This window comes from Granulicatella sp. 20925_1_28 (assembly GCF_041433575.1).
GTDB lineage: Bacteria > Bacillota > Bacilli > Lactobacillales > Aerococcaceae > Granulicatella.
Genome location: NZ_JAPWBS010000005.1, coordinates 12,843 through 29,207, shown reverse-complemented (window position 1 = coordinate 29,207; position 16,365 = coordinate 12,843). Strand labels below are relative to the sequence as shown.

The window sequence follows — 16,365 nt, the reverse complement described above, 5'->3', positions numbered from 1 at the left end:
GCAGTCTTGGATTAGTAAAATAGAAGAGTAAGTTCCGATTAAGGAAAAAATATTTAAGGAGTGATTGTATGTTTGATAAAACCGATCAACTAGCAGTGAATACGATTCGTACACTAAGTATGGATGCGATTCAAGCTGCGAATTCAGGACACCCTGGTCTTCCAATGGGTGCGGCACCAATGGCTTATGTACTTTGGTCTAAATATTTGAAAGTTAACCCAAAACGTTCTACTTGGGTCGATCGCGATCGCTTTGTATTATCAGCAGGTCATGGATCTGCAATGTTATATGCCTTATTATATTTATCAGGCTATGATTTATCGATTGAAGATGTGAAAAACTTCCGTCAACTTGGAAGTAAAACACCTGGACACCCAGAAGTACATGACACGGATGGGGTAGATGCAACAACGGGTCCCCTTGGCCAAGGGTTCGCTAATGCTGTTGGGATGGCCATGGCTGAAGCGCACCTAGCTGCAAAATTCAACCGTGAAGGCTACCCAGTAGTTGACCACCACACTTATGTATTATGTGGTGACGGGGACTTAATGGAAGGTATTTCTTATGAGGCAGCATCTTTAGCTGGAACATTGAAATTAAACAAATTAATCGTGTTATACGATTCAAATGACATCTGCTTAGATGGTCCATTAAATAAAGTGTTCACTGAAGACGTGAAGAAACGCTTCAAAGGTTTAGGCTGGAATTATATCCGTGTTGAAGATGGAAATGATTTAGACGAAATCGCTGAAGCTATCGAAGAAGCACAATGCCAAAAAGAAAAACCAACGATTATCGAAGTGAAAACCATCATTGGTTACGGTGCTCCAAACCAAGGAACAAATAAAGTTCACGGAGCTCCTTTAGGACCTGACGGCATTGCTTCTACAAAAGCAAACTACGGATGGGAATATGGCCCATTTGAAGTGCCAGAAGAAGTGCAACACCGTTTCGACAAATTATTAGTGCAAACAGGTGAAAATGACTACAACGAATGGAAAACTTTATTCGACGACTATAAACAAGCTTATCCAGAACTTGCAAAGGAATTCGAAGATAGCTTTGCAGAAAACATCGAAGTCGACTTAGAAAAAGTATTACCTTCATACGAATTTGGTAGCCCAGCAATGGCTTCTCGTGTAACAAGTCAAGCTGCGATTCAAGAATTAGGAAAACACATTCCATTCTTCTGGGGTGGATCTGCGGACCTTTCTTCATCAAACAACACAATGAACAAAGCAGACAGCGACTTCTCACACGAAAATTACGGTGGAAGAAACATCTGGTTTGGGGTTCGTGAATTTGCAATGGGAGCTGCGATGAACGGTATGCTTCTTCATGGTGGTAACCGTGTATACGGAGGTACATTCTTCGTATTCGCAGATTACTTAAAAGCAGCAATGCGTGTTGCGGCAATCTCTCACTTACCAGCTATTTATGTGTATACACATGACTCGATTGCGGTTGGGGAAGATGGACCAACGCATGAACCAATCGAACAATTAGCAGCGTTCCGTGCAACTCCAAACTTAAACGTGATTCGTCCTGCTGATGGTAACGAAGTATCTGCTGCGTGGAAAGTAGCTGTAGAAGCAAAAGACCGTCCAACAGTATTAGTATTCTCACGTCAAAACTTACCAGTTCTTGAACACTCAAAAGAACTAGCTTACGAAGGTGTGAAACGTGGGGCATATGTGGTTAGCCCACAAAAATGCGATACTCCAGAAGGTATCTTGATTGCGACAGGTTCTGAAGTGGCGCTTGCCATTGAAGCGCAAAAAGTTCTTGCCGAAGAAGGGATTGATGTATCTGTTGTATCAATGCCATCCATGAACTTGTTCGAAGAACAACCAAAAGAATATCGCGAATCAGTATTACCAAGCGATGTTCGTAAACGTGTAGCCGTTGAAATGGGCGCAAGTTTCGGATGGGGTCAATACGTTGGCCTTGATGGGGCAACTGTGACAATCGACCGTTTCGGTTTATCAGGTAACGGAAACAAAGTCATGGAAACATTAGGATTCACTGTAGAAAATGTAGTGAATACATTTAAATCTTTATAAAAATAAGTTAAAATAAGAGATTGAAGGTCTGGGTATATCAGGCTTTCAATCTTTTTTTGTTTTTAGGAGAATGTATGAAAGAATTAAAACAGGCATTTACAATTAGTTTACCCATCTGTTTCGGGTATGTCTTTTTAGGAATTGCATTTGCACTTCTGATGTCTCAAGAAGGATTTCCTGCTTGGGCTTCTATTTTTTCAAGTCTATTTGTTTATGCTGGTTCCATGCAATTTGCCCTTGTCTCATTTATGAGTGCAGGGATGAGTTTTTGGATGATTGCCTTAATGACTTTATTTATTAATGCCAGAATGCTATTTTACGGCGTTAGCTTTATTGAGGAATTTAAAAAGTTGGGGTGGAAGGCTTTTTATTTAATCTTCGCCTTATCGGATGAAACATTCTCGTTATTAGTGGGGATGAAACAAACAAAAACTGAAGGCAATGAGAACGTTATGGTCTATGTTGGGCTCTTGAACCATTTCTATTGGATTCTTGGCACAGTCATTGGAGTTGTTATCGGCGAATTCCTTCCGTTTTCAACAAAGGGCATCGATTTTTCTATGACGGCACTCTTTGTGGTGATTCTCGTGAACCAATTGAAAAAGGCAGACCGCTATTTCCCATTTATCATTGGGGGAGTGAGTGCGATTTTCTGGTTGATTTTTGTTGGAAAACAGTATTTTCTTGTGTGCGCATTAGCCACGACGATGATTGGATTAATTGCAATCTTCGAACGTGAGAAACTACAAATGAAGGAGGAAGAAAATGAGTAGTACGTATATTTTTCTTGCTCTTGTTACGAGTGGAGTCGTGACTTTCGCGATTCGATTATTCCCATTTCTAGTACTCCGCAATCAAACGAATTTATCGAACCGCATGCAGTTTATTTCTGCGGTTCTTCCACAAGCTATCATTACAATTCTAGTCGTTTATTGTCTAAAGGATATTTCGTTTGTAAAAGCACCCTTTGGAATTCCAGAAATCATTGCAGTCGCAATCGTAGTGTTGTTGCAATGGTGGAAGGAGAATACACTGCTCAGCATCTTTGTTCCAACGGTCATTTATATGGTCTTATTACAAGTTATGTGAAATTAACATATATGTTAATTTAAGCTATCTAGTGCATGGTTGTATCTAGGTATTTTCTAGCATTGTTTTATGGTAAAATAGAGCTACATTGATTTAGAAAGAGGCACTCTTATGAAATTATTATTCGTTGGCGATGTTGTCGGTTCTCTTGGAAGAGAGATGGTCACACAATACGTCCCAAAATTAAAGAAAAAATATAAACCACAAATCACCGTCATTAATGGGGAAAATGCTGCCCACGGAAAAGGGATTACGGAGAAGATTTATAAGGAGTTATTGCAGGCTGGTGCAGACGTTGTAACACTTGGAAATCATGCCTTTGATAACAAAGCGATTTTTGATTTCATTGAAGATGCCACAAAAATGGTACGACCACTGAACTATCCAGCAGGAGTTCCAGGAAAAGGAATCGTTTATGTAAAATGTAACGATAAAGAAGTGGCAGTGATTAACTTGCAAGGCCGTGTCTTTATGAATCCGTTGGACGATCCTTTTGCCAAAATCACTGAGGTAGTTGAAGAAGCTAAAAAGAGAACACCGATTATCTTTATCGACTTCCATGCCGAAGTAACGAGTGAAAAGCAAGCATTGTCTTGGTACTTAGACGGGAAAGTATCAGCCGTTGTTGGAACGCATACGCATGTCCCAACAAATGACGCCCGCGTTCTTCCACAGGGGACAGCCTTCCTTTGTGATGTGGGAATGACTGGTCCGTATAACGGAATTCTCGGAATGGAACGCGATATTATTATTACGAAGTTCCTCAATCAATTACCAGCACGATTTGAAGTGGCTGAAGACGATGAAGGCCAATTAAGTGCTTGTTTAATTGATATTGATGACAAAACGGGGAAAGCGAAATCGATTCAACCGATTCGCATTACTCCAGATGCACCATTTTTTGAATAAAAAGATTAGAAAGAGAGTCAGAAATGCCACAAAAAACGAAACACACACCGATGATGCAACAGTATTTTTCGATTAAAGAAAAGTATCCTGATTGCTTATTGTTCTATCGACTAGGTGACTTCTATGAATTGTTTTATGATGATGCGATTGAAGCAGCAAGACTTCTCGAAATTACACTAACAAGTCGAAATAAAAATGCAGAGGACCCAATTCCAATGTGTGGGGTTCCTCATCATGCCGCAAAAGAATATATTAAAACGCTGATTGAACTTGGAAAGAAAGTAGCCATTTGTGAGCAGTTGGAAGATCCAAAGCTGACAAAGGGAATGGTGAAGCGAGACGTTGTTCAAGTCTTGACGCCAGGGACGTATACAGAATACCAAGCGCAAAATCAAAACCATTATTTAGTGTCAATTTTACCTCTTGTTGGAAAACGATTCGCACTGTCGTATGTGGATGTGTCTACAGGGGAATTGAAAGTGACACAACTCGAGAACTTGGAAGAAGTGCGTAGCGAATGCTCAAGCTTGATGTGTCGTGAAGTCGTTCTTGTCGATAGTGATGTAACAGAAGAACTTCGCCATCTCTTTACAAGCATGCAAATCTTAATTTCAACCATTGAAAAAGACCAAATTGACAGCGAAGACTGCACAGACTTAGTCTCAGAACTAGAAGATGAAGCTTCTATCCGATGCGTTCAAAATCTACTCAGCTACTTGAAACTCACTCAAAAGAGAAGTTTCTCGCACTTACAAAAGGCGCAAGCGTATCAAAGCGAGTTCTATCTCTCAATGAATTATGAGACAAAACGTAACTTAGAGTTAACAACAACCATTCGTGCCAATCAAAAACATGGATCATTATTCTGGTTCCTTGACGAGACGCAAACAGCCATGGGGGGACGTCTCCTTAAACAATGGCTTGAAAAACCACTTGTATTAGAAGGAGCGATTCAAAAACGCCATGCCCTTGTGGAAACATTGAACCAACATTACTTTGAACGTACAGACTTTATTGAAACATTGAAACGTGTGTACGACTTAGAACGGATTGTTGGGAAAGTGTCATTTGGAACCGCCAATGCGCGTGACCTCTTGCAACTCAAACAAACACTTGGACAAGTGCCAATCTTTAAATCGATTGTAGATAGCTTGGATTCAGAAGAATGGAGTGCTCTTGGAGAAAACTTATTCGACATTCCTGAGTTATATGATTTAATCGACCGTGCCATCGACGAGGATGCACCTCTTACAATTTCAGATGGAAATATTATCCGTTCAGGGTATAACGCGACGCTCGATACGTATCGCGATACCATGAAACATGGTAAAGAATGGATTGCCGCGCTCCAACAACAAGAACGTGAGCAAACAGGCATTAGTTCATTGAAGATTAGTTTTAACAAGGTGTTTGGCTACTATATCGAAGTGACCAAATCGAATTTATCAAAACTCGATAGCAGCCGCTATGAGCGTAAACAAACGCTGGCGAATGCGGAACGTTTTATTACGCCTGAATTAAAAGAAAAAGAAACGCTGATTTTAGAAGCGGAAGAAAAATCAAGTGCACTCGAATATCAATTATTCGTAGAAGTGCGTGAACAGGTGAAACACTATACCGCCCAGTTGCAACAATTGGCTAAAACTGTCGCAACCATCGACGTCTTACAAGCCTTCAGTGTGGTGAGCGAACGTTATCACTTAGTGAAGCCTACGGTTTCGATGAAGAACCGTAGACTTTGGATTGAAGATGGTCGCCATCCGGTTGTTGAAAAGGTCATGGGACAGTCAACGTATGTGCCAAATAGCATTTCAATGAGCCCAGACGAACATATTCTTCTGATTACTGGGCCGAATATGTCCGGTAAATCAACTTACATGAGACAATTGGCGCTCTGCGTGATTTTGGCGCAAATCGGATGCTTTGTACCTGCAAAGAGTGCAACGATTCCAGTCTTCACGCAAATCTTTACTCGTATTGGGGCAGCCGATGATTTAATTTCTGGCCAAAGTACGTTCATGGTAGAGATGATGGAGACAAACCACGCACTCAGAAATGCAGACGAAACGAGCTTATTGTTGTTTGACGAAATCGGACGTGGAACAGCTACGTATGATGGAATGGCGCTTGCTGAAGCCATCATCACGTATATTCACGAGCATTTATCTGCAAAAGTATTATTCTCAACACACTATCACGAGTTAACAAGACTTAGCGAAAAATACGCAGATTTACGCAATGTGCATGTGGGAGCCGTTGAAGAAAATGGCGAAGTGGTCTTCTTGCATAAAGTATTAGAAGGACCAGCCGATAAGAGTTACGGGATTCATGTGGCGAAACTAGCTGGACTTCCTACAGAGCTATTGAAAAATGCCAGCACGATTTTAAATCATTTAGAAGCTAAAGGGGCTGCAAGTGACAATAGCACCTTTGTAGAACAAGTGTCGCTCTTTGAAGAAGACACAGCGACGGTTCCTGAATGGGTTCACGAACTTAAAGGATTAAACTTAATGAGCATGACGCCAATGGATGCCATGAACATCCTGTATAAATGGCAACAAATGGAAAAGGGTGAGTAGTGTATGGGAACAATTAAAGAATTAAGTACATTACTGACAAACCAGATTGCAGCAGGGGAAGTCATCGAACGTCCTTCGTCTGTGGTAAAGGAATTACTCGAAAACGCGATTGACGCTGGAAGTACTCGAATCGAGATTGACATCGAAGAGAGTGGCCTTCGCAAGATTCGCATCCAAGATAACGGAATCGGGATGACGAAAGAGGATGCTCGTATGTCGATTAAACGTCATACAACGAGTAAACTCTATTCGCCGGAACAACTCTTTAGAATCCGTACACTCGGGTTCCGTGGGGAAGCCTTGGCGAGTATTACAGCCGTATCGAAAGTGACGCTGACGACTTCAACCGGAGAAGACAGCGGCGTGGAGTTGAAGATTGAATCTGGTGAAATCAAAGAAGAGAAGACTGTTCCGCCATTAAAAGGAACGACTTTCCTTGTTGAAGATTTATTTTATAACACACCAGCTAGGTTGAAATTCGTTCGTACATTGCAAACGGAATTAGCGCATATTACCGATGTCGTGAGTAAGGCGTCTCTTAGTCACCCAGAAATTGCCTTTGTGTTAAAAAATGACGGCAATCTGTTGTTACAAACTTCTGGAAAAGGGGATTTACTTCAAGCAGTCGCTGGAAATATTGGTCCTGTGAACGCTCGTAAGATGTTACCTTTCAGTGGAGAAGACGAAGATTTCAAAGTGTCAGGATATACGTCGCTCCCAGAACTCACACGTTCGAACCGAAATTACTTATCGATTTTCATTAATGGACGACCAATCCGCAATATGGCAATCGCAAAGGCTATTACACTTGGATACGGCTCAACCTTAATGGTGGGACGATTCCCGATTACGATTATTTCGATTGAAATGGACGTGCAACTTGTTGATGTGAACGTGCATCCAACGAAACAAGAAGTGCGAATCAGTAAAGAGCAAGAACTCTCACAGGTGATTCAAAAAGCCATTAGAGAGGCAATACAGGGCGTCCAACGCATTCCTGAATCGATTGAAGACTTGTCCTTCAAACGTAAAGAAAATCGTGTAGAGGCTCCAAAACCAGTCCAACAAACATTGGAGTGGCAATTGAAGACACCTATTGCGGAATCTAATCGCATAGAAAAACCTTCGTTTACTGAAAATGTAAGAGAAGAAGTCGAAGTTCTTCCAAACGATGATGCGCCGGTTCAAGTAAGTCAGACAGTTGAACCTGTGGAGCAAGAAGAACTCGTGGATAGCCATGATGACCATGCAGATTACTTGAAGTTGGCTGAGAAAATCAACTCTCAATCATTTGAAAAAGAGTTCCCAGAATTGCATTATTTTGGACAAATGCATGGGACTTACTTATTTGCACAAAACGAAAAAGGCTTATATATGATTGACCAACATGCCGCTCAAGAACGAATCAAGTATGAGCAGTTTAAGGTGGAGATTGGTCAAGTCGGTAGAGTCAGTCAGCCATTGATGGTACCAATTTTGCTAGAATTCTCGAAGAAGGACAGCGTGAAGTTGGAAGAGCGATTATCGCTTGTGGAAGAGTTTGGAATCGAGATGGAGCCATTTGGGCAAAACACATTCCAAATTCAATCGCATCCAGCGTGGATTAAGAAGGGGCAAGAAAAGGCGATTATCGAAGAAATTATCGATTTTATCTTGGCCGACGAGAAAATTACGGTTGCTAAATTAAGAGAAGCTACAGCGATTATGATGAGCTGTAAAGGTTCGATTAAGGCAAACCATCATTTAAGTGAATGGGAAGCACGTCAGTTATTAGTGGATTTAGCCAAATGTAACAATCCGTATAACTGTCCGCACGGAAGACCCGTACTCGTTCATTTAACGAATAAGGACTTGGAACATCTCTTCAAGAGAATTCAAGATCCACATCAGTCGAAACGACAACAATTTGAATAGGAGAAACCACGATGGAATTTTCAAAAGAAGAACTAAAAAAACGTTTAACAGAAATTCAATATGAAGTGACTCAAAATGAAGCCACAGAAAGACCTTTTTCAGGAGAATATGATGATTTCTATGAAGATGGAATCTATGTAGATATCGTTAGCGGAGAGCCGCTCTTCAGTTCAAAAGACAAATTTGATGCTGGTTGCGGCTGGCCATCATTTTCAAAACCAATTGACAATACAACGCTAACGGAAAAAGAAGACTTCAAATTGAACCGTAAGAGAACAGAAGTGAGAAGTGGTCAAGCAGATTCGCATTTAGGACACGTCTTCGAAGATGGTCCAAAAGAATTAGGCGGCCTTCGTTATTGCATCAATTCTGCATCTCTTCGCTTTATTCCAGTTGCTAAGTTGGAAGAAGAGGGATACGGAGAATTTCTACAATATTTTAAATAAAAATCTTAATGAGCCTTATTGAGATAGAAAAACCGAGGAATTTCACCTCGGTTTTTTTGATCCTATCTGACTTTTTATGAACGTTTTATTGCAGAATGAACATAAAAAATGGTAAAATAGAGTACTCGATGATGAGTTATGATCAATATTCGAGTTGAAATAGTCAAATAAATGTGATTATGAACGTTTTGGATTAGTAGAAATACGGTCTAAAAACAGGAATATTTCCTAAAGATAATCGAAAAACATCAAAACAATGACCGTTTTAGTTATTCTTCTTGACACCCGTAATTCGGTATGGTAAATACTTTGCGGTAAATAAAAGAAGGATTTTTGAAACGCCATTTTCGAATTTCTTTAGAAGCCAAAAATAAGAAGGGAAGACAAATACACATGACACAATTTGATACACCAGAATACTTAGCAAAAGTGGATGCTTGGTGGCGTGCAGCGAACTACATTTCAGTAGCTCAAATGTACTTAAAAGATAACCCACTTTTACGTCGTCCAATCCAAAAAGAAGACGTTAAACTTCATCCAATCGGACACTGGGGAACAATCGCAGGACAAAACTTTATTTACGCACACTTAAACCGTGCTATTAATAAATATGACTTAGATATGTTCTACATTGAAGGACCAGGTCACGGTGGACAAGTAATGGTTTCTAACTCTTACTTAGATGGATCTTACACAGAGTTATACCCACAAATCACTCAAGATGAAGCAGGGTTCAAACAATTATGTAAAATCTTCTCATTCCCTGGAGGAATTGCGTCTCACGCTGCTCCAGAAACTCCTGGTTCAATTCACGAAGGTGGAGAATTAGGTTACTCATTATCACATGCTACAGGTGCTGTTTTAGATAATCCTAACGTAATTGCAGCAGCAGTTATCGGTGACGGAGAAGCAGAAACTGGTCCTTTAGCAGCTGGTTGGTTCTCAAACACATTCATCAACCCAGTAAACGATGGTGCAGTATTACCAATCCTTTACTTAAACGGTGGTAAAATCCACAACCCAACTATTTTAGCTCGTCGTACTGATGAAGAATTAACTCAATACTTCAACGGTTTAGGATGGGATCCAATCTTCGTAGAAGGAACAGATCCTAAAGAAGTTCACCCATTAATGGCTGCTAAATTAGATGAAGCTATTGAAAAAATCCAAGCGATTCAAAAAGAAGCTCGTTCTAAGAGCGCCGAAGAAGCTACAATGCCACATTGGCCAGTATTAGTAGTACGTACTCCTAAAGGTTGGACAGGTCCAAAAGAATGGAACCATGAACCAATCGAAGGCGGATTCCGTGCTCACCAAGTTCCAATTCCAGTATCTGGAGAAGCTATGGAACACATCGATGCTTTAGTTGACTGGTTGAAATCATACCGTCCAGAAGAATTATTCGATGAAAATGGTAAATTAGTAGAAGAAATTGCTGAAATTTCTCCAAAAGGCCCACGTCGTATGAGCATGAACCCAATCACTAACGCAGGGGTTGTAAAACCAATGGAAATTACTGATTGGACTAAACATGCAATCGATACATCTAAACCAGGTGCTATCCAAAAACAAGATATGATTGAATTTGGTAAATTTGCTGCTGACTTAGTAAAAGCTAACCCAGATAACTTCCGTATCTTTGGACCAGACGAAACTAAATCTAACCGTCTAAACGAAGTCTTCAAAGCAACTAACCGTCAATGGGTTGGTCGTCGTGACGAAAGCTACGATGAATGGATTTCACCAGTTGGTCGTGTTATCGACTCACAATTATCAGAACACCAAGCTGAAGGATTCTTAGAAGGGTATGTATTAACAGGTCGTCACGGATTCTTCGCATCTTACGAATCATTCTTACGTGTAGTTGACTCAATGATCACTCAACACTTCAAATGGTTACGTAAAGCTAAAACTCACGCTCCATGGCGTAAAAACTATCCATCATTAAACTTGATTGCAACATCAACAGTGTTCCAACAAGACCACAATGGATATACTCACCAAGATCCAGGTTTATTAACACACTTAGCTGAGAAAAAACCTGAATTCGTTCGTGAATACTTACCAGCGGATACAAACAGCTTGATGGCTGTTATGGCTGAAGCTTTAAGTTCAGAAGATAAAATTAACTTAATCGTTTCTTCAAAACACCCACGTCCACAATTCTACTCAGTAGAAGAAGCTAAAGAATTAGTACGTGAAGGTTACAAAGTAATTGATTGGGCTTCAACAGTGAAAGAAGGAGAAGAACCAGACGTAGTTATCGCTGCTGCAGGTACTGAACCTAACTTAGAAGCATTAGCAGGTATTTCAATCTTGCACAAACAATTCCCAGAATTGAAGATTCGCTTCATCAACGTAGTAGATATCTTGAAATTACGTTCTCCAAAAGTGGACCCTCGTGGTTTATCTGATGAAGAATTCGACAAATTATTTACTACTGACAAACCAGTCGTATTCTGCTTCCACGGTTATGAAGGTATGATTCGTGACTTATTCTTCGATCGTCACAACCATAACGTTCATATCCACGGATACCGTGAAAACGGAGATATCACAACTCCATTCGATATGCGTGTATTATCTGAAATGGACCGCTTCCACGTTGCTAAAGACGCTGCAGTTGCTGTATACGGCGACAAAGCTAGCGAATTTGCTGCGAAAATGGACGAAACTGTGGAATTCCACCACAGCTACATCCGTGAACACGGGGAAGATATTCCTGAAGTTGTGAACTGGCAATGGGAAAACGTGAATAAATAATTCATCTAACAGGGTGCCTCAGAAATGAGGCACTCTTTTTGTGCTTAGAAAAAGATATTTTATAAATGATTACTTCGGAACCTTCGGTTTCTTTTATAATCGCTGTAGTGGGGTACCGGTTCGAGCCTGAAGTCTCTCACCTTCAAAGCCTCAAAGTAAGAGTATGGAATAAATTCCTAACTCCTACTAATTCGCATTTGATACGATTCCCCACCACTGCGATTATAGAAACTCGAAGTTCCTTCGTAATCATTTATTTTTTAGTGCAGAAAAATGATCATTTCTAAGGCAACCTGGTAGTGGAGGAGGAAAGGAGAAAGTAATTACTCCAAATCCTTGCGGATTTTTTTATAATAGCTGTAATGTTGTACCGGCTCGAGCCTCTATGAGTCTCTCACCTTTGGGAGTAAGACAGAAGAAAAAATAGGACTCACAGTGTGAGTCCTATTTTCTTCGTAGTCTTACCCCCGCAAGGCTGATTAGGATAAAGCAAATCACGAGTGATGAGGCTTTATCCAATCAGCTACTGCGTATAAGTATGTAAGCGAGTCTCGTTTGAAATATAATATTAATTATATTTTTGTTAGTCATTTTCAAAAAAATGAAAATATATGTGTTGACTTTCAAGAAAATGTATGTTAATTTATTTTCATCAATTAAATCAAATGGTTATTGAACTGAGGTGCGAATGACAAGAGTACAGGAAACTGGAAAGGGGATTTCGCCGAAACGTGAAAACGTTGGGGGCTGGTCATAATAGGTCAGTCACTGTCATGATATCTGCCCAGATACTCATGAAGTGCAATCAATTACCGGGCAAAAGAATGACTACTTATGACTTTTTATGAGGAATCACGGCTTTTGTTCGTGGTTCCTTTTTTGTGTGTTATGAGAGAACCAGTTTGATAATCGAGAAGGAGAGAAAGAAAATGAAAAAAATTTTAGGCGCAATTGCAGCTTTAGCAATGACAGTAGGATTAGCAGCGTGTGGCACACCTGTTAGCCAAGGGACAGCAAACCAAAACCAATTAGTGGTTGGGATGGAAGCAGGATACCCACCATTTAACTGGACTCAAAAAGATGACTCAAACGGTGCTGTGAAAATTCAAGGAACTGACCAATATGCTGGCGGTTACGACGTTGAAATCGCGAAACGTGTGGCTAAACAATTAGGAAAAGAATTAGTAATTGTAAAAACTGAGTGGGATGGCTTAACACCAGCGCTTGTTTCAGGTAAAATAGATGCGATCATTGCTGGTATGAGTCCTACAGAAGAACGTAAAGCAACAATCGACTTTACAGATTCTTACTATGATTCACAATTAGTATTAGTGGTTAAAAAAGGTTCTAAATATGCAAACGCTACTTCATTAGCAGATTTTGCTGGTGCAAAAGTAACAGCTCAATTAAACACTTTCCACTACTCAGTAATCGACCAAATTACAGGTGTTGACAAACAAGCTGCTATGGATAACTTCCCAGCAATGCGTGTGGCTTTACAAGCAGGAACAATCGACGCTTACGTTTCTGAATTACCAGAAGCAATTTCTGCTCAAGCAGCAAACAGCGACTTCGTAATGGTTAAATTAACAGATGGCTTCAAAACATCACCAGAAGACACACAAACAGCTGTTGGTGTTAAAAAAGATAGCACATTAACAAAACAAATCAATGAAGCATTAAAAACAATCTCTAGCGAAGAACGTCAACAAATCATGCAAGAAGCAATTAAAAACCAACCTGCAGCGGAATAACAAGGATACGAGGGCAAACGCTCAGGACTGAATCACTGGACCGAAACGACGGAAGGAACGTGTAACGTTCTGCGTACTTTTCGGGAAGTGGACGTCAGTCCTGTGAGCCCGAGTTCAACTACACAGAATGTGAGCTTGAATTCACCACTGCGCCAAGGCAATCGCAGAATATAGAAAACAAACATAACACACCGCCACCTCGTGTGGCGTATACATACACATTAAATACAGAAAGTAGGAAAATAAATGAGTATTGATTGGATTGTAAAAATCATTCAACAGAACTGGCAAATGTTCTTAACAGGTGCCTGGATTACACTATATATTTCAATTATTGGTACAATTATCGGGACATTAATCGGGATGTTCATTGGATTTGTTAAAACAATTCCACTACCAGAAAAAGGACCTAAACGTATCCTTTTAAAAATTGCAGTTATTATTTTAAACTGCTATACAGAATTCTTCCGTGGAACACCAATGATCGTACAAGCGATGGTAATTTACTACGGAACAGCATTAATGTTTGGTATCAATTTAGATGTGACATTCGCTGCGATTTTCATCGTATCAATTAACACAGGGGCTTATATGTCAGAAATCGTTCGTGGTGGAATTATCTCTATCGACCAAGGACAATTTGAAGCCAGCCAAGCTATCGGGATGACGCACTGGCAAACAATGCGCTATGTTGTTTTCCCACAAGTACTCCGTAACATCCTTCCAGCAGTAGGAAACGAGTTCGTTATCAACATCAAAGATACTTCTGTATTGAACGTAATTTCTGTATCAGAATTGTACTTTGCGACAAAAACAGTTGCGGGACAAAACTTCCGTTACTTCGATACATTCTTTGTCACATTAATTTTATACTTCATCATGACATTCACAGTGACTCGTATTTTACGTTACTTCGAACGTAAATTAGATGGTCCTGATAACTATGAAGTGATTTATTCAGATCCATTGAACTCAAACTCAATGTCAGCAGTCGAAGAAAAAACTAGACAGAAAGGAAATGCATAATGAGCGAAGCAGTAATTTCCATTCAAAACTTAAGTAAAACTTTCGGTACTAATGAAGTTCTTAAAGATATTTCTTTTGAAGTAAAACGAGGGGAAGTGGTAACGATTATCGGTTCAAGTGGTTCTGGTAAATCAACACTTTTACGTTGTGTAAACTTACTTGAAAAACCAACTTCAGGCGAAATCTACTACGATGGCCAAAATATTCTTGAACATGACAAGAGTATTTACGAATACCGTACTCACGTAGGAATGGTTTTCCAACAATTTAACTTATTTAACAACTTAAACGTGTTAGAAAACTGTATTGTTGGACCTATGAAAGTATTGAAAAAATCAAAAGAGGAAGCAGAGAAAATCGCAAAAGAATTCCTTGAAAAAGTAGGAATGGCTGCGTACATTAATGCAAAACCTCGTCAATTATCAGGTGGACAAAAACAACGTGTAGCTATCGCACGTGCATTATCAATGGAACCAGATGTATTGCTTTTCGACGAACCAACGTCAGCACTTGACCCAGAAATGGTAAACGAAGTGTTAGAAACAATGAAAAGCTTAGCGCACACAGGGCTAACAATGATTGTTGTCACACACGAAATGGGATTTGCCAAAGAAGTCAGCGACCGCGTTGTCTTCATGGATAAAGGAGTTATCGCCGAAGAAGGTACTCCAGAACAAATCTTTGAAAACCCACAAGTGGACCGTACGAAAGAATTTTTAGGACGCGTTCTAAAATAAGCGAAATATGCTATAATGAGCTAAGACAGTTTGTCTTGGCTCTTTTTTTATGCCAGACAACAGAAACAAGTTTGAAGGAGTAGCATCATGTTTGTTAGACATACATCATCACAAGAGGAGACAATGGCGCTAGGGCAGCGTCTAGGCGAGGCGTTATTTGAAAATAGCTGCGTGATTCTCGAAGGAGATTTAGGCGCTGGAAAGACGACTCTTACAAAAGGGATTGCCCTTGGTTTAGGGATCGACCGTGTCATTAAGAGCCCAACGTATACATTGATTCGCGAGTACCGTAAAGGCCGCTTACCGCTATTTCATATGGATATGTATCGTATTGAAGAAAGTGGTGGCGCAAGCGAAGTTGGCCTTGAAGAGTACTTCTATGCGGGTGGTGTGTGCGTCGTTGAATGGGCGCAGTATATCGAAGATGAACTTCCTTCGACATTCTTAAAGATTCAAATCGACCGTGTAGGAGACGGAGAGTCTGAACGTGTGATTCGTTTAGTCCCACACGGAAAAGAGTACGAAGAATTTATCAACAAATTGGAGGAGGCAACAGATGAGTAAAGAACGAGAAATTACATTTGCACTTCCAGAAAAAGACGATGCTAAAGCGTTATTAGATTATAGTAAAAAAGTAGGTAGTGAAACGGATTTTCTTTCCTTTGGACCAGAAGGGTTGAAGTATTCTGTGGCTCAAGAAGAGTTGTTTATTGAATCGCTCTACGAGAATGAAAATCAATATATGTTACTAGCAAAAGACGGGGACGAAATTATTGCTGTAGGTTCGATTGCGGGAAGTTTGCATCCTAAATTCTCACACCGTGGTGAATTAGGAATTAGCGTATTGAAGTCCTACTGGGGGCAAGGTATTGCGACCGTAATGATGGAAGAAATGCTGGCTTGGGTGGCAGAATACTCAAGGCTTGGTCGTGTTGAACTTGAGGTCGTAGCTGTGAATAAGAAAGCACGCCGACTTTATGAGAAGTGTGGATTTGAAGAAGAAGGTCGCCTTAAAAACGGCGTCAAAATCGGTGACGGATATGAAGATATCGTCTTAATGGCGAAACAGATCGAACGATAATAAT

Annotated in this window: 12 protein-coding genes, 1 pseudogene and 1 riboswitch; all 13 genes and pseudogenes read left to right on the top strand. The window is 40.2% G+C overall.

Annotation, left to right across the window (positions count from 1 at the left end; genetic code table 11):
* Window positions 1-68: 68 nt before the first annotated feature.
* The 13 genes and pseudogenes from tkt to O3793_RS03980 all read left to right on the top strand — a co-directional run bounded on the left by tkt (window position 69) and on the right by O3793_RS03980 (window position 16,361).
* Window positions 69-2,063 (top strand): transketolase, encoded by a 1,995-nt coding sequence (tkt, locus tag O3793_RS04040; protein WP_371445832.1) that lies wholly within the window; start codon window positions 69-71, stop codon window positions 2,061-2,063.
* 74 nt (window positions 2,064-2,137) lie between these two features.
* A complete protein-coding gene (locus tag O3793_RS04035) occupies window positions 2,138-2,836 on the top strand; it encodes an AzlC family ABC transporter permease (RefSeq protein ID WP_371445830.1) in 699 nt (232 codons plus the stop codon).
* On the top strand, window positions 2,829-3,152 hold the full coding sequence (locus tag O3793_RS04030; protein ID WP_371445829.1) for a branched-chain amino acid transporter permease: 324 nt from the start codon (window positions 2,829-2,831) through the stop codon (window positions 3,150-3,152). The genes O3793_RS04035 and O3793_RS04030 overlap by 8 nt, the downstream gene beginning before the upstream one ends.
* 111 nt (window positions 3,153-3,263) lie before the next feature.
* Window positions 3,264-4,061 carry a TIGR00282 family metallophosphoesterase gene (locus tag O3793_RS04025; protein WP_371445827.1) on the top strand — a complete coding sequence of 266 codons (798 nt, stop codon included), beginning with the start codon at window positions 3,264-3,266 and terminating at the stop codon, window positions 4,059-4,061.
* 23 nt (window positions 4,062-4,084) lie between these two features.
* Window positions 4,085-6,640 (top strand): DNA mismatch repair protein MutS, encoded by a 2,556-nt coding sequence (gene mutS / locus O3793_RS04020; RefSeq protein ID WP_371445825.1) that lies wholly within the window; start codon window positions 4,085-4,087, stop codon window positions 6,638-6,640.
* Window positions 6,641-6,643: 3 nt separating this feature from the next.
* A complete protein-coding gene (gene mutL / locus O3793_RS04015; RefSeq protein WP_371445823.1) occupies window positions 6,644-8,554 on the top strand; it encodes a DNA mismatch repair endonuclease MutL in 1,911 nt (636 codons plus the stop codon).
* 11 nt (window positions 8,555-8,565) lie between these two features.
* Window positions 8,566-9,000: a peptide-methionine (R)-S-oxide reductase MsrB gene (msrB, locus tag O3793_RS04010; protein ID WP_371445821.1), complete on the top strand. Its 435-nt coding sequence runs from the start codon at window positions 8,566-8,568 to the stop codon at window positions 8,998-9,000.
* 393 nt (window positions 9,001-9,393) lie between these two features.
* On the top strand, window positions 9,394-11,763 hold the full coding sequence (locus O3793_RS04005) for a phosphoketolase (protein WP_371445819.1): 2,370 nt from the start codon (window positions 9,394-9,396) through the stop codon (window positions 11,761-11,763).
* Between the two features lie 669 nt (window positions 11,764-12,432).
* Window positions 12,433-12,576: riboswitch (Lysine riboswitch) on the top strand.
* A gap of 116 nt (window positions 12,577-12,692) precedes the next feature.
* A complete protein-coding gene (locus O3793_RS04000) occupies window positions 12,693-13,517 on the top strand; it encodes a transporter substrate-binding domain-containing protein (protein ID WP_371445817.1) in 825 nt (274 codons plus the stop codon).
* A gap of 261 nt (window positions 13,518-13,778) precedes the next feature.
* Window positions 13,779-14,543: pseudogene (locus tag O3793_RS03995) on the top strand (amino acid ABC transporter permease); the annotation flags it as partial.
* Window positions 14,543-15,280, top strand: coding sequence for an amino acid ABC transporter ATP-binding protein (locus O3793_RS03990; protein ID WP_371445815.1), 738 nt, complete (start codon window positions 14,543-14,545; stop codon window positions 15,278-15,280). The pseudogene O3793_RS03995 and the gene O3793_RS03990, both read left to right, overlap by 1 nt.
* A gap of 87 nt (window positions 15,281-15,367) precedes the next feature.
* Window positions 15,368-15,844 (top strand): tRNA (adenosine(37)-N6)-threonylcarbamoyltransferase complex ATPase subunit type 1 TsaE, encoded by a 477-nt coding sequence (gene tsaE / locus O3793_RS03985; protein WP_371445813.1) that lies wholly within the window; start codon window positions 15,368-15,370, stop codon window positions 15,842-15,844.
* On the top strand, window positions 15,837-16,361 hold the full coding sequence (locus O3793_RS03980; protein ID WP_371445811.1) for a GNAT family N-acetyltransferase: 525 nt from the start codon (window positions 15,837-15,839) through the stop codon (window positions 16,359-16,361). Before tsaE ends, O3793_RS03980 begins: the two co-directional genes overlap by 8 nt.
* Window positions 16,362-16,365 lie beyond the last annotated feature (4 nt).